Here is a 25,416-nt window from a genome sequence, read left to right on the forward strand (position 1 = left end):
CCCGCCGTCGAACGCGCGCAGCAGCGGCCCGCCGAGCGACTCCGCGTCGGGTCTCGTGCAGCCGCGACGCTCCGAATGGGGCACGGCACGGGGAGCGCCGGATCATCCGATGGGATGAGGAGGGCCGACCTCGCGCACGACGACCGCAGGAGCCGCGCAGCGCAGAGTGGGTGCATGCCCATCAGCACCTCGCTCGCCGCCCCCGAGCTGCGCGTCGACCTCGACGCGCTCGGCGCGAACGCTCGCGCCTTCCGCCAGCGCTCGCGGGGCCTCGTCGCGGTCGTGAAGGCCGACGCCTTCGGCCACGGCGACGTCGCCGCGCACCTGCTCGCGAACGGCGCCGACTGGCTCGGCACGACGTCGCTCGACGAAGCCGTCGCGCTGCGGCAGCGCACCGGGGCTCGCACGCTCGCGTGGCTCTCGTCCCCCGCCGCCGACTTCGACCCCGCCGTCGCCGCAGGCGTCGACGTCGCCGTGGCGTCGCTGGCGCATCTGCGCGCCGTCGTCGCGGCGGCGAGAGCCACGGGTGTCGCAGCGCGCGTGCACCTGCACGTCGACCTCGGCCTCGCCCGCGACGGTGCGCCCCGTGCGTCGTGGCGCGAGCTCGTGACGTTCGCAGGCGCGCTCGCCACGGTGGGCGTCGTCGAGCCCGTCGGCGTCATGGGGCACCTGAGCCATGCCGCGCATCCCGACTCGCTGCGCAACCGCACGGAGCGGATGCTCTTCGACAACGCCGTGCGCACCGCCGCGCGCCGCGGGTTCGTGCCGCAGGTGCGGCACGTCGCGGCCACGGCTGCCGCGCTGCGCGGCATCGGCACCGAGTACGAGCTCGTGCGGGTGGGCGCGGGCCTCTACGGCATCGACCCCGTCGGCGGTGACGCCCTCTCGCCCGTCATCGGCCTCGCGGCCCCCGCCGTCGTCGTGCGCGACATCGCCGCCGGCACGGGCGTGGGCTACGACCACGCATGGGTCGCCGATCGTCGCACGCGGCTCGCGACGATCCCCGTCGGCTACGCGGACGGCATCCCTCGCGTCGCCTCGGGTCGCGCGGAGGTGCTCGTGCGGGGTCGCCGCGCTCGCGTGGTGGGTGCGGTGTCGATGGATCAGGTGGTCGTCGACGTCGGCGATGCGGGCGTGGAGTCGGGCGAGCAGGTGACGATCGTGGGCACGCAGCCGCAGGCGCCCACGCTGGGAGACTGGGCGAGCTGGTCTGGCACGATCGCGCACGACATCGTCACGCACCTGGGCGCGCGGTGGCAGCGGTCGTTCGTGGGAGGTGCAGCATGCGCGTGATGGTCGTCGGTGGCGGGGTGTCGAACGAGCACGACGTGTCGCTCGCGAGCGCGGCGGCGGTCGCGGACGCGCTCCAGGCGCGCCACGACGTCGTGCGGGCGACGATCGCGCGCGACGGGTCGTGGGCGGTCGACGACGTGCGGCGCTCGCCTGCCGCGCTCGTCGAGGCGCTCGCAGGCGTCGACGTGGTCTTCCCCGCGCTGCACGGCGTGGGTGGCGAGGACGGCACGGTGCAGGGATTCCTCGCGACGCTCGGCGTGCCGTTCGTCGGCTGCGGCGTGGAGGCGAGCGCCGTGTGCATGCGCAAGGACGTCACGAAGGCCGTGCTGGCCTCGCACGGCGTCGAGACCGTCGCCGGGCGCGTCGTGGCCTCCCCTGCGGCTGCGGAGGAGGCGATCGCCGCGCTCGGCGCGCCCGTGGTCGTGAAGCCGCTGGCCGACGGCTCGAGCGTCGGCGTGCTCGTCGCGTCGACCGCGGCGGAGGTCGCCGCGGCGTGCGCGGCGACGCCGATGCTCGTCGAGCGCTACGCGGGCGGGCTGGAGGTCGACGTCGCCGTCGTCGAGCTCGACGGCGTCGTCCGCGTGGGCGCTCCGTTGGAGATCGTGCGTGCGCCAGGAGGCGTGTTCGACGCGTCGGCGAAGTACGGGGGCGAGCCGCCGTTCGTCGTGCCTGCCCGGCTCGCACCGGACGTACGCGCTCGGATCGACGCGGAGTCGCTGCGGGTGTTCGCCGCCCTCGGCTGCCGCGGCCTCGCGCGGATCGACTGGTTCGTCGACGGCGACGCGCTCGTGTGCAACGAGGTCAACACGATGCCGGGCATGACGCGGCTGAGCCAGGTGCCGCGCATGCTCGCGCAGGCGGGCGTGCCGTTCGACGACCTCGTCGACGGGCTCGTGCGCGGCGCGGTCGCCGACACCGTCGGCAGCCGCGGCGCCTAGGGCAGCTCGACGATCTGACGCAGCGCGGCACCCCTCGCGAGCGCATCCATGCCGGCTGCCACGTCGTCGAGGCCGATGCGGCTCGACACGAGCACGCCCACGTCGAGGCGACCCTCGCGCCACATGTCGGCGTAGCGCGGGATGTCGCGCGACGGCACGGCCGAGCCCAGGTAGCTGCCCACGAGCGAGCGGCCCTCGCCGACGAGCGCGGTCGGCGAGAGCGCGAGCCGCGCATCCGGATGCGGGAGACCGACCGTGACCGTGCGCCCGCCTGGCGCCGTGAGCGCCACGGCAGCCTCGAGGGCGGGGACGGCGCCCGCGGCCTCGACGACGTTCGCGAATCGCTCCCCCGCGTCGCGCAGGTCGTCGGCCGTCGCCGAGCGGGCGCCGAGCCGCGTGGCGAGCGCGCGCTTCTCGGGCACGGGGTCGACGGCGACGACCTCGACGTCGGGCACGCCGAGCGCCACGAGCACCGCGGCCATCCCCACCCCGCCGAGACCCACCACGGCGAGCGTCGACCCCGCCTCGGGCCTCGCAGCGTTCAGCACGGCGCCGCCGCCGGTGAGCACGGCGCAGCCCAGCAGCGACGCGACGTCGGCGGGCACGTCCGCGTCCACCCCGACGACCGAGCGGTGGTCGACGACCGCGTGCGTCGCGAAGCCAGACACGCCCAGATGGTGATGGATGGCCTCGCCGCCCATCGTGAGACGTCGCTCGCCGGAGAGCAGCGTGCCCGCCGCGTTCGATGCGCTGCCGCGCTCGCACGGGCTCGCGCCGTTCGACGCGCACCCGCTGCAGTCGCCGCAGCGGGGCAGGAACGTCATGACGACCCGGTCGCCGACCGCGATCGCAGGCACCGACGCGCCGACCTCCTCGACGATGCCGGCAGCCTCGTGGCCCAGCAGCATCGGCACGGGCCGCGCGCGGTTGCCGTCGACGACCGACAGGTCGGAGTGGCACAGCCCAGCGCATTCGATGCGCACGAGGATCTCCGTCGCCCCTGGGCGCTCGAGCTCGAGCGACTCGACGCGCAAGGGCCGCGAGCTGGCGTAGGGGCGCTCGGCGCCGATCTCGTGCAGCACCGCTCCGCGGATGGACGTCGTCGTCATGCGTTCGAGTCTGCCAGGGGCGCCCGCAGCGTGGTCGTCGCGGCGTGCGGGTCGTCAGCCGTGCGCGAGCACCTGCAGGCCGATCGTCACGAGTCCCAGCACCGCCTCCGCCCCGAGCACGACGATGCGCTGCCACCACGTGATGCGTGCGCGGCGCACGGCGAGCCAGCCGATGACGACGAGCGCGACGATGAGCGCGACCGACGACGCGTGCAGCGCCCGGACGGGCTCCCACGCGCCCGCAGCCGCGAGCGCGAGGAAGACGAACGGCAGCACGACGCCGCCGATCGCCCCGAGCAGCGTGCGCAGCAGATGCACCATGTCGGCGCGGGTGGGCAGCGACTCGTGGACGACGATGTGCGAGACGACGTCGGCGGTGAAGACCGCGAGCACCGTGCCCGCCATCGTCACGCCGAGCGTCGTGAGCGCCTCGCCTGCGGTCGGCTGCCCGTGCGCCGACAGCGCGAGCACGACCGCGAGCGCCGCGAACGTCAGGTAGATGCGCTCCTTCAGCACCGCCGCTCGCCCCTCGCGGCCCGCCTCGGTCTCGTCTCGTGCGCGCACGCACTCACGGTACGCGAACGTCTCCGCCACCCCTGGTGCGGGCGGCGGCGGGGTCGAGAGGATGGAGGCTCAGACGGATCGGTCGGAGGAACCCATGGTGGATGCGGATCGCTACGACGTCGTCGTCATCGGCGCAGGACCGGGCGGCACGGCGGCCGCGCTGCGCGCCGCCGATCTCGGCGCCCGCGTCGTCGTGCTCGAGGCTGCGAGGCTCGGCGGCACGTGCGTGAACTCGGGCTGCGTGCCCACGCGCGTGCTCGCGCGGGCCGCACGGCTCATCCGCGACGCTCGCTCTGCGCACGAGCACGGCGTCGTCGTGGGCGACGTGTCGCTCGACTGGCGCGTCATGGTCGACAGGGTGCACGCGCGCGTCGACGAGGTGCGCGCGATGAAGCGCGAGGCGGAGCGGTTCGCCGCGGCGGGCGTCGATCTCGTGCAGGAGGGTCGCGCGCGGTTCGTCGACCAGCACACCGTCGAGCTCGACAGCGGGCGCCGCATCGCAGGCGACAGCATCCTCGTGTGCGTCGGCGGGCATGCGCGGCGGCTGCCCATCCCCGGCGCGGAGCTCGCGATCCTGCCGGACGAGGTGCTCGACCTGCCAGCGCTCCCTGGCCGCGTCGCCGTCATCGGCGGCGGCAACACGGGCGCGCAGCTCGCGACGGTGCTCGCGGCCTTCGGCGCCCACGTGACGCTGCTCGACCTCGCCCCGCGCATCCTCATGCCGTCGGATGCCGACATCTCCGCCGAGATCACGCGCTCGTTCGTCGCGCGCGGCGTCGACGTGCGGTGCGGCATCGGCGGCGTGTCGAGCCTCGCACGCTCGGCGTCGGGTGCGATCGACCTCGTGATCGTCGACGACGGCGCCGAGCAGACCCTCGAGGTCGACGGCGTGATCATGGCCACCGGATGGCCTGCCGACGTCGCCGACCTCGGCCTCGAGCACGCCGGCCTCGCGGTCGAGCGCGGCGCGATCCCCGCGGACGACTACCTGCGCACCGCCGTGCCGCACGTGTTCGCCGTCGGTGACGCGAACGGCCGCGACATGCTGGTGCAGGCGGCGCAGTTCGAGGGCGAGGCCGCTGCCGAGAACGCCGTGCTCGGCGCGTCGGTGCGCGCACCCCATCGGCTGCTGCCCGCCGGCGGGTTCACGGACCCCGACTACGCGGGCGTCGGCTTCACCGAGGCGGAGGCACGCGAGCGCGACGCGCAGTGCGTCGTGGCGACCGTGCGCTACGACGCGCTCGACCGTGCTGTGATCGACGACCGCGACACCGGGTTCCTGAAGCTCGTCGTCGACCGCTCGCGCTCGACGGTGCTGGGGGCCCACGCCGTCGGCGAGAGCGCCGTCGAGGTCGTGCAGGCGCTCACGACCGCCATGGCAGCTGGCGTGCGCGTGCAGACCCTCGCCGAGGTGCGCTTCGCGTACCCGACGTACTCGGCGATCATCGGCATGGCGGCGCGGGCGGTGCTCGCCGCGCGCTGACGCGGGCGTGCCGCAGACCGACGCACGGGCATCCAGGCGGCTCGCACGCGTTCCTGGTTGGCTGGCGGTCATGACGAGCGCACCTCCCCCGCCCAGCGCGCCACGAGCGGTCGCGACGAGGTCGTGGACGATCGTCGCCGGCATCGTCGTCGCCAGCATCGGCGCAGTGGTCGCGATGCTCCCGGTCGGAGCAGGCATCGCCATCGTCGCGGTGTTCGCGCTCGCGGGCGACGAGCCCGTCGTCGCGATCGGGTACGCCGCGGCGTGGCTCGTCGTCGCGGCGGCGTTCCTCGCAGCGCTCATCGCCGCGGTGCGCGCGCGGGGATGGTCGCGGACCGTGCTCGCCCTCCTCGCCGCGCTCGTCGTCCCCGTGGCGATCGCGATGGAGCAGGCGCCGGTCGGCTCGATCCTCGTCGCCGTCGCCGTCGTGCTGCTGTCGGTGCCCCCGTCGCAGCGCTGGTTCGCCGATCGATCTCGTGCACGCACGAGCGTCTCCGCCCGCGTCGGCGCACCGGGCGCCGCACCGTGACCACGGGCCACGAACCCGATCGGTGGCCGTACCTCGGGCGCGATCGGCGCACGCAGGCGTCGGAGGCGCCCAGGCGTCACACGGCCGCGTACCAGGCGGAGCTCGACGGCCTCATCGACCGGTTGAACACCGGATCGCTCACGATCCGCTCGAGCTGGCGATGGCAGCTGTGGACAGCGCTCGCATGGCTCGCAGCGCTGCCGATCCCCATCGCGATCCTCGCGGCGCGCGTGGCGAGCAGCCACGACCTGCTGACGCCCCTCGACGTCGCGATGGGCGCCATCGTCGTGCTGGTCCTGGTCGTCGAGGCTCGCCTGGTCGTGCGCATGGCGACCGGCACGCCGAGGTTGACGATGACGCGCGAGGGGTTCTCGCTCGGCGGCGGCACGGCGTCGTGGCTGCACGTGCTGGCCGTCACCGCCCCCGCCGCGCGACGGCGCCTCGCCGGTCAGCCGCTCACGGCGTTCCTCGTCGATGGTCGCCTCGACGAGGCCGCCGCGGCGCTGCCGCTGGGTGCCCGCCTGCGTCATCGCCTCGGCCGCGTCTTCGATCGCGCCACCGTCCGCTCGACGGCCCGTGACCCGCGGACGAGGTTCCTGCCCCTCATCCGGCACCCCGACGCCTCCGCCGACGTCGTCGCCGACCTCGCGTCGTTCCTCTGCCTGCGCGCGCGGGACTGAGCACCCCGCTCCCGCGCACGCGGCATGCAGCCGACGCGCAGGGGCGCCCGATGCGCACGGCCTAGCGTGCAGGTCGGGACCATCGCGGGAGGCATCCCGCCCGAGGGACGAAGGTGCGTGATGCGAAGGCGAGCGAGACGCGCGCACCGGTCGAGCGCGGGGCCGCTCCTCATCGGCGGTCTCGTCGTCACGGTGCTCGTCGCCCTCGGCATCGGCTTCGGCGTGCCGTTCCTCCCCTGGAGCTCCGACAGCGCCGTCGCCGATGCCGAGGAGCGCGTCGCGGCGCTGCCCGGCGTCGTCTCCGTCGAGACGGAGCTCGACCACGAGCACCCCGGCTACCGGCGTCACCGACACCTCACGGGCGACCGACCCGACGGCGAGGTGCTCCTCTCCGTGACGGTCGGCGCGGCGGTCGAGGCCACTGCGCTCGCCCGCATCCTCGACGCCGCGCGGTCGTCGCTGCACGACGATCGGCTCGACGAGCACATCGTCTCGATCGTCGTCGTGCAGCAGCACACCGGCAGGCAGGTCTTCGACGGCTGGTGGCATCGCAGCGACCCCAGGTCGCTCTCGTCGGACGAGCTGCAGGACATCGCGACCCTGGTGCTCTCGCTCCCGGACGACACCTGGCTCGACCTCGACCCGTCGACGTCCGAGCAGGGCGCATTCGGCGTGATCGGCGGACGCAGCATCGGCGAGCTGGTCGACGAGGTCGACGGTGGCTTCACCCTCACGGTCCCGGTCGCGACCGACAGCGCCACCGTCCTGCTCTCGGAGTCGGTGCGGATCGCCGACGCGGCAGCCGCGCTGCTCGACGGCTCCACGGCGATCGAGCTGCAGACGCCGGACGGCATGGTCGTGCGCACGGCGACCTCGCCCGCTGCGATCTCCGACGCCCTCGCCGAGCTGTCGACGCTCGTCGCCGCGCTCCCCGACTCGGAGGGCCTGCGCGTCGACTACGAGGCCGAGCTCGACTGGAGCATCGCCGACGGCGAGGTGCACGTCACGCCGTCCGTGCGCGTCACCATCGATCTCGGCGGCGTCTCCGAGTGCGACGCAGCCGTCGCGAGCCACGACCAGCTGGTCACCGACGTCGGCCGCGCGCTCGACGCCCACGAGCTGCAGCACACGCTCGTCGTCGACCGCTGCGACGCGGCCTGACCCACCCCTCGGACCGCGCCTCGGCGACCGTCTCGTAGGGCGGACGGGACTTGAACCCGTGACCGACGGATTATGAGTCCGCTGCTCTGACCAGCTGAGCTACCGCCCCGCGCAGGAGCCTACCGACGCGCCGCTACCGCGACTCGTCCGCAGGCGCCGCGTCGGCATCCGCGTTCGCACGGTCCGTCGCCGACGTGTCCTGCAGCGCACCATCCGCGTCGAGCTCGATCGTGCCGGAGTCGGTCTGCAGGCGCGGCAGCTCCGTGACGGGATCGGCGACGTCCTCGCCGCGGTACAGCGCCTCGAACGTGTCGAGCGTCGTCTCCATGTCGTGCGGTGCCACCATCTGCAGCGAGCGGTGCCGCATGCGCAGCCACTCCTCGTCGCTCGCGCGCAGCACGCGCTCGAGCTGCGCCGCGAGGTCGGCGTCGTCGTCGGGCGCGAAGAGGTAGCCGTTGCCGTCGACGAGGTGCGGCAACGCCATCGCGTCCGCCGCGACGACGGGCAGGCCCGAGGCCATCGCCTCGAGCGTCGCGATCGACTGCAGCTCGGCCGTCGACGGCATCACGAAGACCTCGGCGCCCGTGAGGCGGCTGCGCAGCTCGTCGACCGGCACGAGGCCCGTGAGCTCCACCCGGTCGCCGACGCCCAGCTCGCGCGCGAGCGCACCCAGGTGGTCGAGCAGGTCGCCACCGCCGACGATCACGAGCCGGGCATCCAGGTCCTTCGGCATTCGTGCGAGGGCGCGCACGGCGGTCTCGATGCGCTTCTCGCTCGTGACGCGGCCGACGAACACGATCGTGCCGCGATTGCGGGTGGTCGACACCGTGTAGTCGCTCGCGCGGATGCCGCAGGAGATCGCGTGCACGTGGTCGAGGCCAGCCATGCGCTCGAGGTAGTCGGCACTGCGACGCGTCGGCGTCGTGACGGCGTCGCAGCGGCCGAACACGCGGCCGGCATCGCTCCAGAGCGCACCGATGACAGGACCCTGCAGCACGCCTGGCACGTTCGAGTGATCCATGAGGTTCTCGAACATGATGTGGTTCGTGCCGATGAGGCGGATGCCGCGCGCACGCGCCGCAGCCGCGAACCCCCTCCCGACGACGAGGTGCGACTGGAAGTGCACGACGTCGGGCTTCAGCGCATCCAGCAGCGAGCCCGCGTTCTGCACGATGCGCCACGGCTCGGCGAACCGCAGCCAGTCGTGGCCCGGGTAGCCGAGCGACCGCAGGCGATGCACCGTGAAGCGCACCCCCTCGTGCTCCTCGATGCGCGTTCCCTGCCTGCCGCGTCCCGTCGCCGATGCCACGACGTGGATCTCGTGCCCGCGCCTGACGAGGCCCGCTGCGAGCTGGGTCGCGAACGTCGCCGCGCCGTTGACGTCGGGCGCGAAGGTGTCTCCGGTGATGAGGATGCGGAGAGGGTCCGTCACTCGTCGTCCTCCAAGTGGGTCGAGGCCTGCAGCTGCGGGTGGTGCCTCGCGAGCTGGAACACGCCGAACACGGCGAGCCCGCCCGCGAGCACGAAGACGATGAGCGCCCACGGCGGCGTCTGGGCAGCCTCGCCCAGCACCGTCACGCCGATGAGCACCGCGATGAGCGGATCGACGACCGTGAGGCCCGCGATCACGAGATCCGGTGGGCCCGAGGCGTGCGCGAGCTGCACGAAGTAGCCGCCGAAGACGAGCGCCGCGAGCACCCCGACGAGGCAGAGGATCGTGAGCCACTCGAAGTTGCCGGTCGTGAGCCGGTTCAGCACGACCTTCATGAGCGTGACGACGAAGCCGTACAGCACGCCGGCTGCGATGACGTAGAAGATCGCGCCCGCCTTGCCGCGCCAGCGCCACCATGCGAGGCCGAGCCCGATGCCGACGACGAGCAGCAGGCTCAGCACCGTCAGCAGCTGCCGGTCGCTGATGGGATGCTCGACGGCGAAGACGGCGGCGACGGCCACGAAGATGCCGATGCCGATGAGGCAGAAGAGGATCGAGTTGATCGTCGGCGAGTCGAGCCTGTGCCGTGCGACGCGTGCGTTCACGATCGCCGTGACCACGAGCGCCACGGCGCCGAGCGGCTGCACGACGATGAGCGGCGCGAGCGACAGCGCCCACAGCTGCATGAGCGCCGCGACACCGAGCATCGCGGTGCCGAGCACCCACGACGGGCGGCGCACGAGCATCCCCAGCTGGCGCATGTCGATCTTCGCGCCCGACGTGGTGTGCGCACCCGCCTTGCCCTCGACGAGCGCGACCCCACGGTGCTGGAACTGCGTGCCGAGCGACAGCACCACGGCACCCACGATCGCGATCGGGATGCCGAGCGCCTGCAGCGGCGTCAGCGAGATCTGCTCGGTCAGATCGGAGAGGTCGGCCAGGCGCACCCCTCGACAGTAGCGGCGTCGCACCCTCGATACCCTGGGCGACATGGCCGTGCTCCCGATCCGCATCACCGGCGAGCCGGTGCTCCACACCCCAGCCCTCGAGGTCGCGACGATCGACGACGAGGTCCGCACGCTCGTCGCCGACATGGTCGAGACGATGCACGCCGCGCCCGGCGTCGGGCTCGCAGCCCCGCAGGTCGGCGTGGGCCTGCGCCTGTTCGTGTGGTCGTGGACCGACGCAGAGGGTGCGGAGTCCTCCGGCGTCGCCGTGAACCCCACGCTGTGGATCGCTCCCCTGCCGCTCGACGAGCTCACCGAGGACGACGAGGAGGGCTGCCTCTCCATCCCCGGCGAGCGCGAGCCGCTCGTGCGATCGCTCGCGGCGATCCTCGAGGCGACGGACCTCGACGGCGAGCCGTTCCGCATCGAGACGACCGGCTGGCTCGCCCGCATCTTCCAGCACGAGTACGACCACCTCGACGGCGTGCTCTACGCCGACCGTCTCGCGCATCCCGAGCGGAAGGCGATCGACAAGGCCATCAAGAAGGCCAGATGGGGCAGGCCCGGCCACTCCTGGACGCCCGGAGTCGACGACATCGAGGCGTGAGGCGGCACCCGCCGCGTGCACGACGCGTCTCGGATCGGTGCTAGGCTAGCCGGGCTGTTCCCAGCATTCCTCGATAGCTCAATTGGCAGAGCAGCCGGCTGTTAACCGGCAGGTTGATGGTTCGAGTCCATCTCGGGGAGCAGCGAGAAGGCCCCCACCCACCCGGGTGGGGGCCTTCTGCATGCCCGCGGAGTCGAGGGGGGCTCGCGGTCAGGCGGCCGGCAGCTCCGTGCGCGCGAGCGCCGCGACGAACGGGTGCCGGGGGTCGGCGAGCAGCTCGTCGATCGGGCCCGCGCCCACGACGCGGCCGCGGTGCAGCACGACGGCCGTGCCGCCGATCGCCCGCGCCTGATGCGGCGTGCGCACCGCCGCGACGACCGCGCGCGAGCCGGCGAGGTCGCGCAGGGCCCTGAGCACCTCGGGCGCGACCACCGGATCGAGGCCCGAGATGGGGTCGTCGACCACGAGCGCTCGTGGGTCGAGCACGAGCGCTCGCGCGAGCGACACCCGCTGGCGTTGGCCGCGGGAGAGCTCGAAGACGTGCCGATCGAGCATGCCGAGCGGCAGGCGCACGCGGTCGAGCGCGCCCGCGACGGCGATGCCCGCCTCCTGGCGATCGAAGCGCGGATCACGGTCGAAGATCGGGCTCGCGATCACGTCGCTCACCGTGAGCGTGCCGTCGAGCCGCTCGGAGCCTCGCTGCTGCGCGTGCCCGACGAACGCGAGCAGCCGCGTCCGAGCGCGAGCGCCGAGCGTGCGCGCATCGTGGCCCAGCACCGAGATCGTGCCCCCGTGCACCTCGGGCCCAGCCTCCTTGGGCGTGCGCAGCGCGATCGCATCCAGCAGCGTCGACTTGCCTGCACCCGTGGGTCCGAGCAGCGTCACCGGCGAGCCGGGCTCCGCCACGAACGTCGCGCCGCGAACGACGAGGGTGGAGGTGCCGGGGTGCGCGAGCGACGCGTCATGCACGCGGATGGCAGCGTGGGTGGGCTCGGTCATCGCTGCTCCTCCAACCTCTCGCGCTCGACGTCGAGCTCGCCGATGCGGCGATGGATCTCGCGAGCCCCCTCGGGGTCGCGCGGCGCGAGCCGCATCGCCTGCCCGAGCAGCTCGCTCTTCTCCCTCAGGATGTCACGGTGCACGAGGTTCACGACGTAGCCGCGCACCGACGCGGCGATGCCGCGCAGCCCCTCCTCCATCGGCGTGATCGCGAGCTCGCGCACCAACCCGCGGAACGGCTCGGGCACCGTCGCCGCCACGCGCTCCGAGAGGCCACCGCTGCCGGTCTGCAGCTCGACGAGCAACGCGTCGCGGATGGTGCGCAGCGTCGCGTTGTCGAAGTGCGCCGTGAGCGCGCGGTCCCGCAGCTCGGCGGGCACCTCGGATGCCTGCTGCAGCATCGCGACGATCGCACGCATCTCGACCATCGTCGCCGGGTCCCTCGGCAGCTGCCGCATCGTCACCGTCGGCTCCGCGGGGGCCACGCCGGAACCCTGCCCAACGGCGCCCGACGGCGCGCCCTGTCCCGGTCGGCTCTGGTGCCCGCCCTGGCCGGGCCCGCCCTGCTGGGCGCGCGCGTCGCGCTGCTGCTGCCCCTGGTGCGCCCGCCACGCCTGGAGCGCTCGCTGCACGTCGCGCGGATCGACGCCGAGCCAGCCGGCGAGCTGCCGCTGGTAGCCATCGGCGAGCGCGCGGTCGCGGATCGTCGCGAGCACGGGTGCCGCGGCCCGCGTCGCCTGCACGCGGCCCTCGACGGTCTCGAGGTCGAACGCATCCACGACGCGACGCAGCATGAACTCGAACATGGGCCTGCGCGTCTCGATGAGCCGCCGCACCGCATCGTCGCCGCGCTGCAGCCTGAGGTCGCACGGGTCGAGCCCGTCGGGGGCGACGGCCACGAACGTCTGCGCAGCGAAGCGCTGCTCCTCGGCGAACGCGCGGCTCGCGGCCTTCTGCCCTGCCTCGTCGGGGTCGAACGTGAACACGACGCGACCGAGCGCCGTCGTGTCCGACGTCGACACGTCGCCCAGCACGCGACGCAGCACCTTGATGTGGTCGACGCCGAACGCGGTGCCGCACGTCGCGATCGCCGTCGTCACGCCCGCGAGGTGGCAGGCCATGACGTCGGTGTAGCCCTCGACGATGACGGCCTCGCGCTGCTTCGACACGTCGCGCTTGGCGAGGTCGAGCCCGTAGAGCACCTGCGACTTGTGGTAGATCGCCGTCTCAGGGGTGTTGAGGTACTTGGGGCCCGGATCGTCGTCGAGCAGCTTGCGCGCGCCGAAGCCGACCGTCGCGCCCGTGACGTCGCGGATGGGCCACACGAGTCGCCCGCGGAATCGGTCGTACGGTCCGCGCTGACCCTCCGAGAGGAGACCTGCGCGCAGCTGCTCGTCGTCGGTGAAGCCCAGCGCGCGAAGGTGCGTGCGCAGCGCCTCGAACGACTGCGGCGCGAACCCGACGCCGAAGCGCTGGGCGGCGGCGAGGTCGAAGCCGCGCTCCCCCAGGAACCGCTGCCCGGGCTCGGCGGCCGGCGTGAGCAGCTGCGCCTGGAAGAACTCGGCAGCCGCCTTCGACGCCTCGAGCAGCCGCATGCGCGAGCCTGCCTCGATCTGCGGCGCGCCGCCGTCCTCGTAGCGCAGCGTCACGCCCAGCTGGGCGGCGAAGCGCTCGACGGTCTCGGCGAACGACGTGTGGTCCATCGCCATGACGAAGCCGATGACGTCGCCGTCCTCGCCGCATCCGAAGCAGTGGTACCTGCCGATCGCGGGCCGCACGTGGAACGACGGCGTGCGCTCGTCGTGGAACGGGCACAGCCCCTTGAGGCTGCCGACGCCCGCCGACTTCAGCGTCACGTGGTCGGAGACGACGTCGACGATCGACATGCGGCTGCGCACCTCGTCGATGTCCTCCCTGCGGATGCGCCCGGCCATCAGACCACCTGCTGCGCGTGCCAGGCGACGGCCGTGTGGTCCGAGAGGCTCGCGACCTGGTCGACGACGACCCGGCGGCGCTCCTCGTCGGTCGACGCCGCGCGCCAGTCGCCTGCGAACGTCGCGTCGAGCGCGCCCTCGCCGACGTCGAGGAGACGGTCGGCCAGCTCGCCGAGGATCGTGCGCTGCTGCTCGTAGAGGGGCTGCCGGTGCTCGACGTCCATGACGAACGCCGCGACGGTGCCCTTGAGCACGGCGATCTCGGCTCGCACCTCGTCTGGCACGACGACGCTGCCGCCGAAGCGGGCGAGGGGGCCGGAGTAGGCGTCGCGCGTCGCGGCAGCCGCCCGCGTCGCGAAGCGCCCGATGAGCCGCGACGTGAGGTTCTTCAGCCGCGCCTGGTCGCCGCGGCCGCCGTCGAACGAGTCGAGCCACGTGTCGAGGTCGTCGAGCCGGTCGAATGCGGCCAGCAGGTCGTCGCGCGGCACGTCGCCCACCCACCGCGCCATGCGGTCGACGAGCGCGTCGTGGTCGGCGCGTCCGGCGAGCGCGCGCGGGTCGATGAACCCGTTCACGACGGCGTCCTCGAAGTCGTGCACCGAGTAGGCGATGTCGTCTGCGAGGTCCATGACCTGCGCCTCGATGCAGCGCCGCGCGTCCGGCGCACCTTGGCGCACCCACTCGAACACGTCGCGGTCGACGGCGTAGAAGCCGAACTTCACGCGTCCCGACCCTGCGTCGAGCATCTCCTGCTCCGCAGGCCACGGGTACTTCGTCGCGGCGTCGACGCTCGCACGCGTGAGATTGAGGCCGTAGTCGCGGTCGCCGACGATCTTCGGCTCGAGCCGGGTGATGACGCGCAGCGTCTGCGCATTGCCCTCGAAGCCTCCGATGCTCTTCGCCCACTCGTCGAGCGCGCGCTCGCCGTTGTGCCCGAACGGCGGATGCCCGATGTCGTGCGCGAGGCACGCGGTGTCGACGACGTCGGGGTCGAGCCCGAGCGCGCCGGCGAGCTCACGGCCCACCTGCGCGACCTCGAGCGAATGGGTGAGGCGGTTGCGGGCGAAGTCGAGCCCCGACGTCGGCGACACGACCTGCGTCTTCTGCGCGAGCCTGCGCAGCGCGCTGGAGTGCAGCAGGCGCGCGCGATCGCGCGCGAAGTCGCTGCGGCGCGTCGAGTGCGTCTCCGGCCACCAGCGCTCGCGGTCGTGGCCCACGTAGTCAGCCGCCACGCGTGTCGCTCTCGTCCTCGATGAGCGACGCACGCTGCGCGGGCGTCAGCTCGGGGCTGTCGAGCCAGCCGTCGGGCAGCGCGGGGCGCTTGGGGCTGCCAGCGCGGCCCCGCTGCCCCTCGACGCCCGCCGCGTCGTACGGCGCGTCGGGGATGGATGCGATGAGCTCGTCGATCTCGTCGAGGCTCGACACGGCTGCGAGTGCGCGGCGGGTGTCGCCGCCGATCGGGTAGCCCTTGCCGTACCAGGCGACGTGCTTGCGGATGTCGCGGCAGGCGCGGTCCTCGTCGCCGAAGTGCTCGACGAGCAGCACCGCGTGCCTGCGGAACACGGCGAGCGCCTGCTGCAGCGAGGGGCGGAAGCGCTCCTCGCTGCCTTCGAACGCCGCGACGAGATCGCCGAACAGCCAGGGCCTGCCGAGGCAGCCGCGGCCGACGACGACGCCGTCGCAGCCGGTGACCTCCATCATGCGCACGGCGTCCTCCGCCTGCCAGATGTCGCCGTTGCCGAGCACGGGCACGCTCGTCACTGCCTCCTTGAGGCGTGCGATGGCCTCCCAGTCGGCGGTGCCGGAGTAGTGCTGCGCAGCGGTGCGGCCGTGGAGCGCGACGGCGGCGACGCCTGCGGCCTCGGCGGCACGACCCGCCTCGAGATACGTGAGGTGGTCGTCGTCGATGCCCTTCCGCATCTTCACGGTGAGCGGGATGTCGCCTGCGGCGCGCACGGCGCGCTCGACGATCGCCCGGAACAGCTCATGCTTCCACGGCAGCGCCGAGCCTCCGCCGCGGCGCGTGACCTTCGGAACGGGGCATCCGAAGTTGAGGTCGATGTGGTCGGCGAGGTCCTCGTCGACGATGATGCGCACGGCCCGCTCGACCGTCGCCGGGTCGACGCCGTAGAGCTGCACCGAGCGCGGCGTCTCGGACTCGTGGTGCGAGAGGAGCCGGAACGTCTCCTCGCCCCGCTCGACGAGCGCACGCGACGTCACCATCTCGGCGACGTACAGCCCTGCGCCGTGCTCGCGGCACAGCCTGCGGAACGCCGTGTTCGTGATGCCCGCCATGGGGGCGAGCACCACGGGCGCCTCGAGCTCGATCGGGCCGATCCGCAGCGCCGGCGCCGTGGTCGCGCTCGTCGTCTGCGTGCCGATCACGTCAGGCTCCGAGAAGCGCCTGCGCCAGGAAGCCCTCGAGCTCCGCGATGGCCACGCGCTGCTGCTGCATCGTGTCGCGCTCGCGCACCGTGACCGCCTGGTCCTCGAGCGAGTCGAAGTCGACGGTGATGCAGAACGGCGTGCCGACCTCGTCCTGACGGCGGTAGCGGCGACCGATGGCGCCCGCGTCGTCGAACTCGATCGCCCAGTGCTTGCGCAGGCTCGCTGCGACGTCGCGAGCGAGCGGCGAGAGCTGCTCGTTGCGCGACAGCGGCAGCACGGCCGCCTTGACGGGCGACAGGCGCGGGTCGAGGCGCAGCACGGTGCGGGTGTCGGTGCCGCCCTTCGCGTTCGGCACCTCCTCCTCGTCGTACGCCTCAATGAGGAAGGCCATGAGGCTGCGGGTGAGGCCGAACGACGGCTCGATCACGAACGGCGTGTAGCGCTCGTTGGCCGCCTGGTCGAAGTACTCGAGCTTCTTGCCGGAGGCCTCGGAGTGCGTCGACAGGTCGTAGTCGGTGCGGTTGGCGACGCCCATGAGCTCGCCCCACTCGCTGCCCTGGAAGCCGAACCGGTACTCGAGGTCGATCGTGCGCGCCGAGTAGTGCGCGCGCTCGCCGTCGGGCACGTCGAGGTGGCGGATGTTCTCCGCCTTCAGACCGAGGTCGTGGAACCACGCCTCGCAGTCCGCGACCCAGCGGTCGAACCACTCGGGCGCCTCGGCGGGCGGCACGAAGAACTCGATCTCCATCTGCTCGAACTCGCGCGTGCGGAAGATGAAGTTGCCAGGCGTGATCTCGTTGCGGAACGACTTGCCGACCTGGCCGATGCCGAACGGCGGCTTGCGGCGCGCGGTCGTGACGACGTTGTTGAAGTTCACGAAGATGCCCTGCGCCGTCTCGGGGCGCAGGTAGTGCAGGCCCTCCTCGTCGTCGACGGGGCCGAGGTAGGTCTTCATGAGGCCGGAGAACGAGCGCGGCTCGGTCCAGGAGCCCGGCTGGCCGGTCTCGGGGTCCTTGATGTCGGCGAGGCCGTTCTCGGGCGGGTGGCCGTGCTTGGCCTCGTACGCCTCGATGAGGTGGTCGGCGCGATAGCGCTTGTGCGTGTGCAGCGACTCGACGAGCGGGTCGGTGAACGTCGCGACGTGGCCGGAGGCGTGCCACACCTTCTGCGGCAGGATGATCGACGAGTCGAGGCCGACCATGTCGTCGCGACCCTGCACGAACGTCTTCCACCACTGGCGCTTGATGTTCTCCTTCAGCGCCACGCCGAGGGGACCGTAGTCCCAGGACGACCGCGAGCCGCCGTAGATCTCACCGGCCTGGAAGACGAATCCGCGACGCTTCGCGAGATTGATGACCTGGTCGAGACGGCTCGTCGGCATGGTGCTCCTCGATCATGCGCACCGGGTCGTGCGCTGAAGTTGGTGGGAAGATCCAATCCTACCGGTGCGCTCAGGGGGTGCGGCACGTGCTGTGCACGTGACCGTCGTCGCCCGCGACCGACAGCGGCAGGTCGCGCAGCACGCTGAGGTGCGGCACGTCGCCCGCATCGCACAGCGCCTGGAAGGCGTCCTCGTCGACCGACTCGGCGTACTCGACGTCGAGGTGCCGGTCGCCGTAGAGCGCCGCGTACGCCGCGCACTCGTCGTACCGACCGCACTCCTCGGTCACGACCATGTCGAAGCCGGCGTCGACGCCCGCCTGGCCGACCTCGAGGGCGTTCTTCTGCGCCGCCCAGAGGCCGCGCTCGTGCGCGGCGTCGACGAGCAGGGAGGCGAGCGCGAGGTTGCCCTCCATCGTGAGCCCGTCGAACCGCGTCCACGAGTCGAGGTTGTCGAGCTCGATCGCGTCGTAGCCCGCAGCCGCGCAGTCCGCGATCCAGGGCTCGACGATCGCCGCGATGCCGGCGCGCGACTCGGGGCTCGACGTGTCGAGCGCCATCTCGTCCGGCCAGCCGGGGTCGATCATCGACTCCCCCGCGGCATCCCGCAGCAGCAGGTCGGGGTGCTCGTCGAGCCAGAGGGATGCCTCGTCGGGCTGCGTCTGGAACCCGTTGAGGTAGCAGATCGAGAAGGTGCCCGGCGCGGGCGGGTCCGCGGCGTCGCGCACCACGACGGTCGTGCCGGGCACCGGCTCGTACGCGCCGCCGAGCTGATAGTCGACGGCGCCCTCGGATGCCGCACCCCAGCGTGCGGCGGCGTCGTCGCCCGTCACGGTCGGCGTCGCCGGTGCCGAGCATGCGACGAGCGTCAGCGCCGCGACGGCGATCCAGAGCGACGAGCCGATGCGCATGCCTCATCGTCGCAGCACGACGCATGCGCAGAGCGCATGCGACCGGCTGCCATCCGCCGTGAGGCGATGACGATGGGTCAGGCGACGCGGCGCGACGCGACGGCGACGCCGGTGCCGATGAGTGCCAGCGCGGCGAGCGCGAGCAGCCATCCGGGCTCGCCGCCGGTCTCAGGCAGCGTGCCCGATGCGCCGCCGGGCGCGGTCGTCGGCGGGACCGTCGCGTCGACGACCTCGACGACCGCGACGTCCGTGAGTCCGGACGCCGAGTCGGTGGCCGTGATGGTGTGCGGGGAGGCGCTCGTGAAGGTCACTGCGAGACCGTCGACGACGTCGCCGGCGACGCTGGAGACGAGCGTCGTCGTCGCGGCGACGTCGGTGGGGTTGCCCTCGGCATCGGTGCCCGCGACCGAGAAGGTCACGGTGCCGCCGACCCGGATCCTGTCGACGTCCGACGTCATCACGTACGACGACGTGGGGCCGGCGACCACCGAGATGACGACGGTGTGCTCGGGGTCGGGGCCGACGCCGTAGACCGGCGCGTACGTGCCGACGAAGTCGCCGAGCGCACCGGTGGGCGTGCCGAAGATCTCGCCGTTCAGCGGGTTCACGGCGAGTCCCCCGGGCAGCCCGTAGACGCCGAAGAGCGACTGGGGCGTGCCGGGGTCGACGGTGGGCACGTACGAGAACGGCACGCCGATCTGCGCGATGGCGGTCGGCGCACCCTCGATCGTGGGCGGCGTCTGCACGCTCAGCTGGAAGGTCGCCGGCTCGGAGTCGCCCGTCGCGTCGGATGCGACGACGTCGAAGCGGAAGTCGCCGTCCTGCGTCGGCGTGCCGGCGAGCGTCCCGTCCTCCGCGAGCACGATGCCCGGCGGGAGCGCGGCGGGGTCGACGGCCGCGTAGGCGATGGGGGCGACGCCGTCGGCGACGATCGACGCCGCGTAGACCGCTCCGAGCCTCGCGACCGGCAGGGGGCCGCCTGCGAGCGCGGGTCCGGCCTCCTGGATGGTGATCGACGCGCCGAGCAGGCACAGCGGGGCGCCGACGGCGGCGTCGGTCGCGGTGAGCGTCCACTCACCGGCCGACGACTCGCCCGCGAAGGCCGCGAGCGCCTGGGAGGGCCGCACCGCACCGACCGTGGGCGTGCCCGATGCGGCAGCCGCAGCCGCGTCGTCGAGCACCACGACCGATCGTGCCATCGCCGCGTCGCCCGAGTAGGTTCCCGGTGCGACGAGCTGCACCGTCGTGCCGGACGGCGACTGCAGCGCGAAGCCGGTCTCGGCGTGCGCCGCGGCGCCCGAGGTCGGTGCGGCGCAGGCGCCCTCGGTCTTCAGGAAGTCGATGGCGATCGTGACCGACGCGATGGTGACGTCGTCGGCGACGACGAGCGATCGGTCGACGGACGCGCCATCGACCTCGGCGGTCTCGGACGTCGAGCCCCCTGCGGTCGCGGCGACGGCGATCGACGGCGCGGAGACGATGAGCAGCGAGGCGGCAGCGACGAGGGCTGCTGGGGCGAGGAGGCGGCGCACGCTCAGACGGTACATCGTGTGGCAGAGAGCTGGCTGCACATCCGCCGAAGGCGGTCTCCGACCCCGGGCTGGGAGCGCCCTAGACGGTCGGCGCGTCGATCGCGCCGCCGAAGCGGCGCTCGCGCCCCGTGTAGACGTCGATCGCCCGCCACAGGTCGAGGCGCGAGAAGTCGGGCCAGAGCGTGTCGAGGAAGACCATCTCGGCGTATGCGCCCTGCCAGGTGAGGAAGTTCGAGATGCGCTGCTCCCCCGACGAGCGCACGTAGAGGTCGACGTCGGGCACGTCCGGCAGGTACATGCGGCTGCGGATGAGACGCTCCGTCACGCCAGAGGGCTTGAGCCTGCCGGCCGCGACGTCGTCGGCGATCGAGCGCACCGCATCGGCGATCTCCACGGTGCCGCCGTAGTTGATGCACATCGTGAGCGTCATGCGCGTGTTCTCGGCCGTGAGCCGCTCGGCCACCTGCAGCTCGTCGAGCACCGAGCGCCACAGCCGCGGCCGACGGCCGGCCCAGCGGATGCGCACGCCCCAGTCGTGCAGCTGGTCGCGCCTGCGGTGCAGCACCTTGCGGTTGAAGCCCATGAGGAAGCGCACCTCTGCGGGGTCGCGCTTCCAGTTCTCGGTCGAGAACGCGTACACCGACAGGTGCTGCACGCCGGCCTGGAGCGCGCCGGCGACGACGTCGAGCAGCACCTCCTCGCCCGCCTGGTGCCCCTCGATGCGCGTCTTGCCCTGCCGGTTCGCCCAGCGGCCGTTGCCGTCCATGATGACGGCGACGTGGCTCGGCACCGAGCCGGGCTCGTATGCGGGCGGATGCTGCCCGGTCCAGTCGACGGGCCGCGACGCGACCGCGTCGGGATGCCTCGGGATGCGTCGCTCGCTCATCGAGAGAGAGGCTACTCGGCGGAGGATGCCGGTGCGGTGCGCACGCGGTCGACGTGCTCGAGCCCGCGCAGGCCGCGCTCGAGGTGCCACTGCACCCACGCGCCGACGATGCCGGATGCGCGTGCACGCGCGCGATCGCCCGTCGCGTCGGCCACGGCCCAGTCGCCCGTGAGCAGCGAGGCCAGCAGCGCGACGGTCTCCGTGTCGAGCCGCGCGACGCCGGGCGGAGCGTGCCGGTCCGAGACCATGCCGCCCAGCTGCGGCACGAACGCCGTGTGCGGCCCTGGCTCGCCCGAGACGGCGCAGTCGCCGAACGTCGGCGCCCATCCTGCGATCGCCATCGCACGCAGCAGGTACGAGTCGAGCGTGAGGCTCGGATCGTGCTCCGCGCGCGACAGCGAGCGCAGCGCACCCACGAGCAGCAGGTACTGCTGCACCGAGGCGTCGTGATCGGTGAGGCGATCGGCGGTCTCGACCATCACGGCAGCCGCCGTGTACCGCGGGTAGTCGATCATGATCTGGTCGGCGTACGACCCGATCGTCTCCGCCTGCGTCACGATGTCGAGGCTGCGACCGACGGCGAGCTGCAGGTCGGCGACCATGAACGGCTCGAGGCGTGCGCAGCCCGCGGTTCACGGCCGACACGATCGCGCGCAGCGACGCGTACGACGTCGAGTGGTCGATGCCCACGCCCCAGAACCGCTCCCCGCCGAGCTCGAGCTCGACGTACGACGCGGCCTGCGCGTCCTGGCCGGCTGCCATCGTGTGCTCGACGTAGTCGAGCAGCGACACCTCGACGCCCTCGGCGCGCAGCAGCGACAGCAGCGCGTCGATGGGGCCGTTGCCCGACGCCTGCGCATCGCGCAGCGTCTGCTCGTCGCGCAGCGTCACCGTCAGACGCGTCTCGCCGCGCAGCGACGACTGCGTCGCGACCTCGCGCAGCTCGAAGCGGCCCCACTGGTCCTCGGCCTCGCGCGACGGGTTCGGCAGGTACTCGTCGCCGAAGATGCGCCAGATCGCCGAGCTCGACACCTCGCCGCCCTCGGAGTCGGTGCGCGCCTGCACGATGTTCGAGAACTCGATCTGCAGACGTCGCGGCAGGTCGAGGCCGTGGTCGCTCTTGAGCAGGTAGGCGACGCCGCCCTTGCCCGACTGCGAGTTCACGCGGATGACGGCCTCGTACGAGCGGCCGACGTCCTTCGGGTCGATCGGCAGGTACGGCACGGCCCACGGCATCTCGTCGACGTGGCGGCCCGCCGCCTCCGCGTCGGCGGCCATGCGCTCGAAGCCCTTCTTGATGGCGTCCTGGTGCGAGCCCGAGAAGGCGGTGTACACGAGGTCGCCTGCCCACGGCGAGCGCTCGGGCACGCGCAGCTGGTTGCAGTGCTCTGCCGTGCGGCGGATGCGGTCGAGGTCCGAGAAGTCGATCTCGGGGTCGATGCCCTGCGTGAGCATGTTGAGCCCCAGCGCGACGAGGTCGACGTTGCCGGTGCGCTCGCCGTTGCCGAACAGGCAGCCCTCGATGCGGTCGGCGCCCGCCATGTAGCCGAGCTCGGCGGCAGCGATGCCCGTGCCGCGGTCGTTGTGCGGATGCAGCGACAGGATGACCGACTCGCGGCGCGCGAGGTGGCGGTGCATCCACTCGATGGAGTCGGCGTAGACGTTGGGCGTCGCCATCTCGACCGTCGCGGGCAGGTTGATGATGACGGGACGCTCGGGGCGAGCGTCCAGCACCTCGATGATCTCGTTGCAGACCTCGAGCGCGTAGTCGAGCTCGGTCCCGGTGTACGACTCGGGGCTGTACTCGTAGCGCACCTGCGTGTGCTGCAGCATGCCCTCGAGCTCGAGGCACAGGCGGGCGCCGTCGACGGCGATCTGCTTGACGCCCTCGCGGTCGGAGCGGAACACCACGTCGCGCTGCAGCACGCTCGTCGAGTTGTAGATGTGCACGATCGCCTGCTTCGCACCGTCGATCGCCTCGAACGTGCGGCGGATGAGGTGGTCGCGGCACTGCGTGAGCACCTGGATCGTGACGTCGTCGGGGATGAGGCCCTCGTCGATGAGGTTCCGCACGAAGTCGAAGTCGGTCTGGCTCGCCGAGGGGAAGCCCACCTCGATCTCCTTGTAGCCCATCTCGACGAGCAGCTGGAACATGATCCGCTTGCGGTCGGGCGTCATGGGCTCGATGAGGGCCTGGTTGCCGTCACGCAGGTCGACGGCGCACCACAGGGGTGCGCGGTCGATGCGGCGGTCGGGCCACGTGCGGTCGGGCAGGTCGACGCGGATCTGCTCGTGGTACGGGACGTACCGGTGCGCCGGCATGCCCGACGGCTGCTGCATGCTCTTCATGCTGTGCTCCTGGGGTCGAATCGACTCCGGGCTGCTGCGCGCGACTCCGCGGCGAGGATGGCCCGGTGTCTAGGCCTCGCCGCGGCGAAGAAGGAGGAGCAGCGAGGAGCGCATGCGGGCAACACTACACCCGCACGCGCTCCCCGCTCGTGCGCTCAGGCTGCGCGCAGCGCCTCGACCGGGGCGATGCGGCGGGCCCTCGCCGTGGCCGGTGCGGCCGCGACGAGCGCGACGACGCCGGAGGCGACGGCGGCGCCTGCGACGAGCATCGGCGACACCGACGGCACGATGGGGCCGACGCCGTACGACGAGCCGAACATCGTCCACACGGCGATCCAGCCGAGCCCGATGCCGAGCACGAGCCCGCCGACGAGGGCGACGAGCGCGATCGCGACGGTCTCGGCCGTCACCATCCACCGCACCTGCGCGCTCGTCATGCCGAGCGCGCGCAGCAGCCCGATCTCGCGGGTGCGCTGGCGGATCGCCGTGAGCATGCTCGTGACGAATCCGAGGACGGCGACGACGGCGCTCGAGCCGACGACGATCGCGAGCACCGCGACGATCGAGTCGACGAGGGCGGTGATCTCCGCGACGACCTCCGGCGTCCTGTCGATCGCGATGAGCGCGTCGCGCATCGTCGCCCCCGCGGTCGCGAGCAGCACGACCGTCGCGACCCCGACCATGAGCGCGAGCACGAGGCCGCTCGTGCGATCCCTGGCCGACTGCGCGGAGCGCACGGCGGCGCGGGCAGGCACCGAGCGGCCGAGGATGCGGCCGACGACGGCGAGCACGGGCACGAGCGCAGAGGGCGCGATGCCGATGATGCCTGCCGAGAGGATGACGCCTCCGACGACGGCGATGAGCACGGCAAGCGGCGTCACGGGCCCGAGGGCGACGGCGCCGCCGAGGACGAGCGCCGCGAGGGCGAGCAGCACGATGGCGGCGACGGGTCGCGGAGCGCGACGAGGCTGCGCCGTCGCGGCGCCGAGCGCCTCGATCGGCGGGACGCGCAGCACGCCGCGCGTGCCGATGCGCGTGACCACGACGACGGCTGCGGCGATCGCGACGACGGGTGCGACGGCCGTCGCGGGGGCGACGACCAGCTCGACGCCGTCGAGCGTGCCTGCCGACCGCAGCGCGAGCTGCGCGACGAGCGAGACGCCGAGGCCGACGACGGCACCGGCGAGGGTGCCGGCGAGCCCGGCGAGGGTCGAGCGGCGCAGCACCCGCGTGCGCTCCTGCGCCGCCGTGGCACCCAGGAGTCGGCGCAGCGCGATCTGCGGACGCTGCTCCTCGACGACGTGCTGCACGGTCGTGAGCGTCACGATGGCGCTCACGAGCATCGACACGACCGTGATGCACACGACCGCGAGCCCCGCGAGCACGCCCGCCGTGCCACCGCCGAGCGCCTCGTTCGAGAGCACGAGCGTGAACATCGTCTCGGTGAGGCCCGTGAGCATGACGGCGAAGCATGCCGCGACGGCCGTGACCGCGACGGTGGGCACGTGGGCGCGGCTCACGCGGCACGCTCCTGCAGCCGCAGCATGCGCGTCGCGATCTCGGCGCGGTCGAGCCCGCGCTCATCGCCGCGGATGCGGCCGTCGGCGAGCAGCACGACGCGGTCGGCTGCCTCGGCGGCCACCGGGTCGTGCGTCACCATGCAGATCGCCTGCCCGTGGGTGCGCGCCGCCTCCTGCAGGATGCGCAGGACGTCGGCGGCCGTGCGGGAGTCGAGGTTGCCGGTGGGCTCGTCTGCGAAGACGATCGTCGGCCGCGTCGCGAGGGCTCGCGCGATCGCGACGCGCTGCTGCTGCCCGCCGGAGAGCTCGCCGGGGCGGTGGTCGATGCGGTCCGCGAGGCCCAGCCAGTCGACGAGGTGACCGATGAGGGCGTCGTCGGGCGCGCGGCCGGCGAGGTCGGACGGGAGACGCACGTTGTCGCGGGCCGTGAGCGTCGGCACGAGGTTGAACGCCTGGAAGACGAAGCCGACGCGGTCGCGCCGCACCCGGGTGAGCGACGCGTCGTCGAGGCCGACGAGCTCGGTCTCGCCGATGCGCACCGAGCCCGACGTCGGGGCGTCGAGGCCGGCCGCGAGGTGCATGAGCGTGGACTTGCCGGAGCCGGAGGGACCCATGATGGCGACGAACTCGCCGGGGTCGATCGCGAGCGAGACGCCGTCGAGCGCGACGACGGCGGCGTCGCCTGCGCCGTAGCGGCGCGCGACGTCGGTGAGCTGGAGTGCAGGAGCGGAGTGCATGCGTCCATCCCAGCCGCGCACCGCGTCTCGCGCGTCG

21 protein-coding genes, 2 tRNA genes and 2 pseudogenes are annotated in these 25,416 nt (G+C 72.9%); 8 read left to right on the forward strand and 17 right to left on the reverse strand.

Translation table 11 applies throughout. The features are described 5' to 3' along the window. The first annotated feature begins 174 nt into the window (after nt 1-174). Complete coding sequence (gene alr, locus ACZ6H8_RS12720) at nt 175-1,293, forward strand: alanine racemase (protein WP_464147217.1); 1,119 nt, start codon at nt 175-177, stop codon at nt 1,291-1,293. Then, on the forward strand, nt 1,284-2,231 hold the full coding sequence (locus ACZ6H8_RS12725) for a D-alanine--D-alanine ligase family protein (RefSeq protein WP_464147218.1): 948 nt from the start codon (nt 1,284-1,286) through the stop codon (nt 2,229-2,231). The genes alr and ACZ6H8_RS12725 overlap by 10 nt, the downstream gene beginning before the upstream one ends. Here ACZ6H8_RS12725 and ACZ6H8_RS12730 read toward each other — a convergent pair. Further along, nucleotides 2,228-3,340 carry an alcohol dehydrogenase catalytic domain-containing protein gene (locus tag ACZ6H8_RS12730; protein WP_464147219.1) on the reverse strand — a complete coding sequence of 371 codons (1,113 nt, stop codon included), beginning with the start codon at nt 3,338-3,340 and terminating at the stop codon, nt 2,228-2,230. The genes ACZ6H8_RS12725 and ACZ6H8_RS12730 overlap by 4 nt on opposite strands. A gap of 54 nt (nt 3,341-3,394) precedes the next feature. Further along, nucleotides 3,395-3,904 (reverse strand): hypothetical protein, encoded by a 510-nt coding sequence (locus tag ACZ6H8_RS12735; protein WP_464147220.1) that lies wholly within the window; start codon nt 3,902-3,904, stop codon nt 3,395-3,397. A gap of 94 nt (nt 3,905-3,998) precedes the next feature. Here ACZ6H8_RS12735 and ACZ6H8_RS12740 point away from each other — a divergent pair, with 94 nt between their 5' ends. From ACZ6H8_RS12740 to ACZ6H8_RS12755, 4 genes are all read left to right on the forward strand, one after another. Further along, a complete protein-coding gene (locus tag ACZ6H8_RS12740; protein WP_464147221.1) occupies nt 3,999-5,387 on the forward strand; it encodes a dihydrolipoyl dehydrogenase family protein in 1,389 nt (462 codons plus the stop codon). Nucleotides 5,388-5,457: 70 nt separating this feature from the next. Beyond that, a complete protein-coding gene (locus tag ACZ6H8_RS12745; protein ID WP_464147222.1) occupies nt 5,458-5,916 on the forward strand; it encodes a hypothetical protein in 459 nt (152 codons plus the stop codon). Beyond that, nucleotides 5,913-6,596 (forward strand): hypothetical protein, encoded by a 684-nt coding sequence (locus ACZ6H8_RS12750; protein WP_464147223.1) that lies wholly within the window; start codon nt 5,913-5,915, stop codon nt 6,594-6,596. The genes ACZ6H8_RS12745 and ACZ6H8_RS12750 overlap by 4 nt, the downstream gene beginning before the upstream one ends. A 120-nt stretch (nt 6,597-6,716) precedes the next feature. Further along, nucleotides 6,717-7,757, forward strand: coding sequence for a hypothetical protein (locus tag ACZ6H8_RS12755; protein WP_464147224.1), 1,041 nt, complete (start codon nt 6,717-6,719; stop codon nt 7,755-7,757). 35 nt (nt 7,758-7,792) lie between these two features. Here the strand turns inward: ACZ6H8_RS12755 and ACZ6H8_RS12760 are convergent. The 3 genes from ACZ6H8_RS12760 to ACZ6H8_RS12770 all read right to left on the reverse strand — a co-directional run bounded on the left by ACZ6H8_RS12760 (nt 7,793) and on the right by ACZ6H8_RS12770 (nt 10,136). Continuing rightward, nucleotides 7,793-7,866 (reverse strand) — tRNA-Ile (locus ACZ6H8_RS12760). Nucleotides 7,867-7,890: 24 nt separating this feature from the next. Continuing rightward, entirely contained in the window at nt 7,891-9,189 is a 1,299-nt protein-coding gene (locus tag ACZ6H8_RS12765) for a glycosyltransferase (protein ID WP_464147225.1), read from the reverse strand. Then, complete coding sequence (locus tag ACZ6H8_RS12770; protein ID WP_464147227.1) at nt 9,186-10,136, reverse strand: DMT family transporter; 951 nt, start codon at nt 10,134-10,136, stop codon at nt 9,186-9,188. The genes ACZ6H8_RS12765 and ACZ6H8_RS12770 overlap by 4 nt, the downstream gene beginning before the upstream one ends. Before the next feature lie 43 nt (nt 10,137-10,179). Between ACZ6H8_RS12770 and def the strand changes: the two genes are divergently transcribed. Further along, a complete protein-coding gene (gene def / locus ACZ6H8_RS12775; protein WP_464147228.1) occupies nt 10,180-10,743 on the forward strand; it encodes a peptide deformylase in 564 nt (187 codons plus the stop codon). A gap of 67 nt (nt 10,744-10,810) precedes the next feature. Further along, nucleotides 10,811-10,883, forward strand: a tRNA-Asn gene (locus ACZ6H8_RS12780). A gap of 70 nt (nt 10,884-10,953) precedes the next feature. Here ACZ6H8_RS12780 and ACZ6H8_RS12785 read toward each other — a convergent pair. From ACZ6H8_RS12785 to ACZ6H8_RS12840, 12 genes and pseudogenes are all read right to left on the reverse strand, one after another. After that, nucleotides 10,954-11,742, reverse strand: a complete 789-nt coding sequence (locus ACZ6H8_RS12785) for an ATP-binding cassette domain-containing protein (RefSeq protein WP_464147229.1) — start codon at nt 11,740-11,742, stop codon at nt 10,954-10,956. Further along, nucleotides 11,739-13,676 (reverse strand): DNA primase, encoded by a 1,938-nt coding sequence (gene dnaG, locus ACZ6H8_RS12790; RefSeq protein ID WP_464147230.1) that lies wholly within the window; start codon nt 13,674-13,676, stop codon nt 11,739-11,741. Before dnaG ends, ACZ6H8_RS12785 begins: the two co-directional genes overlap by 4 nt. Next, a complete protein-coding gene (locus ACZ6H8_RS12795) occupies nt 13,676-14,908 on the reverse strand; it encodes a deoxyguanosinetriphosphate triphosphohydrolase (RefSeq protein ID WP_464147231.1) in 1,233 nt (410 codons plus the stop codon). The genes dnaG and ACZ6H8_RS12795 overlap by 1 nt, the downstream gene beginning before the upstream one ends. After that, nucleotides 14,898-16,058, reverse strand: coding sequence for a tRNA dihydrouridine synthase DusB (dusB, locus tag ACZ6H8_RS12800; RefSeq protein ID WP_464147301.1), 1,161 nt, complete (start codon nt 16,056-16,058; stop codon nt 14,898-14,900). The genes ACZ6H8_RS12795 and dusB overlap by 11 nt, the downstream gene beginning before the upstream one ends. A gap of 4 nt (nt 16,059-16,062) precedes the next feature. Next, the gene (locus ACZ6H8_RS12805; RefSeq protein WP_464147232.1) at nt 16,063-17,445 is read right to left on the reverse strand and encodes a glycine--tRNA ligase; all 1,383 of its coding nucleotides are present in this window, start codon (nt 17,443-17,445) and stop codon (nt 16,063-16,065) included. 70 nt (nt 17,446-17,515) lie between these two features. Beyond that, entirely contained in the window at nt 17,516-18,355 is an 840-nt protein-coding gene (locus tag ACZ6H8_RS12810) for an endo alpha-1,4 polygalactosaminidase (RefSeq protein WP_464147233.1), read from the reverse strand. Between the two features lie 77 nt (nt 18,356-18,432). Then, a complete protein-coding gene (locus ACZ6H8_RS12815; RefSeq protein WP_464147235.1) occupies nt 18,433-19,887 on the reverse strand; it encodes a putative Ig domain-containing protein in 1,455 nt (484 codons plus the stop codon). A gap of 79 nt (nt 19,888-19,966) precedes the next feature. Continuing rightward, nucleotides 19,967-20,773 carry an isoprenyl transferase gene (locus ACZ6H8_RS12820; RefSeq protein ID WP_464147302.1) on the reverse strand — a complete coding sequence of 269 codons (807 nt, stop codon included), beginning with the start codon at nt 20,771-20,773 and terminating at the stop codon, nt 19,967-19,969. Between the two features lie 11 nt (nt 20,774-20,784). After that, a pseudogene (gene recO / locus ACZ6H8_RS12825) lies at nt 20,785-21,393 on the reverse strand (DNA repair protein RecO); the annotation flags it as partial. Next, nucleotides 21,389-23,122 (reverse strand): annotated as a pseudogene (leuA, locus tag ACZ6H8_RS12830) (2-isopropylmalate synthase); the annotation flags it as partial. The pseudogenes leuA and recO, both read right to left, overlap by 5 nt. A 155-nt stretch (nt 23,123-23,277) precedes the next feature. After that, complete coding sequence (locus ACZ6H8_RS12835; RefSeq protein ID WP_464147236.1) at nt 23,278-24,642, reverse strand: FtsX-like permease family protein; 1,365 nt, start codon at nt 24,640-24,642, stop codon at nt 23,278-23,280. Continuing rightward, nucleotides 24,639-25,379, reverse strand: coding sequence for an ABC transporter ATP-binding protein (locus ACZ6H8_RS12840; RefSeq protein WP_464147237.1), 741 nt, complete (start codon nt 25,377-25,379; stop codon nt 24,639-24,641). Before ACZ6H8_RS12840 ends, ACZ6H8_RS12835 begins: the two co-directional genes overlap by 4 nt. Between the last annotated feature and the right edge of the window lie 37 nt (nt 25,380-25,416).

Source organism: Agrococcus sp. AC640b (assembly GCF_979255995.1).

What these genes read in the sequence shown, in the direction of transcription:
- alr (WP_464147217.1), top strand. Translation starts at nt 175, where the DNA reads ATGCCCATCAGCACCTCGCTCGCCGCCCCCGAGCTGCGCGTCGACCTC.
- ACZ6H8_RS12725 (WP_464147218.1), top strand. Translation starts at nt 1,284, where the DNA reads ATGCGCGTGATGGTCGTCGGTGGCGGGGTGTCGAACGAGCACGACGTG.
- ACZ6H8_RS12730 (WP_464147219.1), bottom strand. Translation starts at nt 3,340, where the DNA reads ATGACGACGACGTCCATCCGCGGAGCGGTGCTGCACGAGATCGGCGCC.
- ACZ6H8_RS12740 (WP_464147221.1), top strand. Translation starts at nt 3,999, where the DNA reads ATGGTGGATGCGGATCGCTACGACGTCGTCGTCATCGGCGCAGGACCG.
- ACZ6H8_RS12745 (WP_464147222.1), top strand. Translation starts at nt 5,458, where the DNA reads ATGACGAGCGCACCTCCCCCGCCCAGCGCGCCACGAGCGGTCGCGACG.
- ACZ6H8_RS12755 (WP_464147224.1), top strand. Translation starts at nt 6,717, where the DNA reads ATGCGAAGGCGAGCGAGACGCGCGCACCGGTCGAGCGCGGGGCCGCTC.
- def (WP_464147228.1), top strand. Translation starts at nt 10,180, where the DNA reads ATGGCCGTGCTCCCGATCCGCATCACCGGCGAGCCGGTGCTCCACACC.
- ACZ6H8_RS12785 (WP_464147229.1), bottom strand. Translation starts at nt 11,742, where the DNA reads ATGACCGAGCCCACCCACGCTGCCATCCGCGTGCATGACGCGTCGCTC.
- dnaG (WP_464147230.1), bottom strand. Translation starts at nt 13,676, where the DNA reads ATGGCCGGGCGCATCCGCAGGGAGGACATCGACGAGGTGCGCAGCCGC.
- ACZ6H8_RS12805 (WP_464147232.1), bottom strand. Translation starts at nt 17,445, where the DNA reads ATGCCGACGAGCCGTCTCGACCAGGTCATCAATCTCGCGAAGCGTCGC.
- ACZ6H8_RS12810 (WP_464147233.1), bottom strand. Translation starts at nt 18,355, where the DNA reads ATGCGCATCGGCTCGTCGCTCTGGATCGCCGTCGCGGCGCTGACGCTC.
- ACZ6H8_RS12820 (WP_464147302.1), bottom strand. Translation starts at nt 20,773, where the DNA reads ATGAGCGAGCGACGCATCCCGAGGCATCCCGACGCGGTCGCGTCGCGG.
- ACZ6H8_RS12840 (WP_464147237.1), bottom strand. Translation starts at nt 25,379, where the DNA reads ATGCACTCCGCTCCTGCACTCCAGCTCACCGACGTCGCGCGCCGCTAC.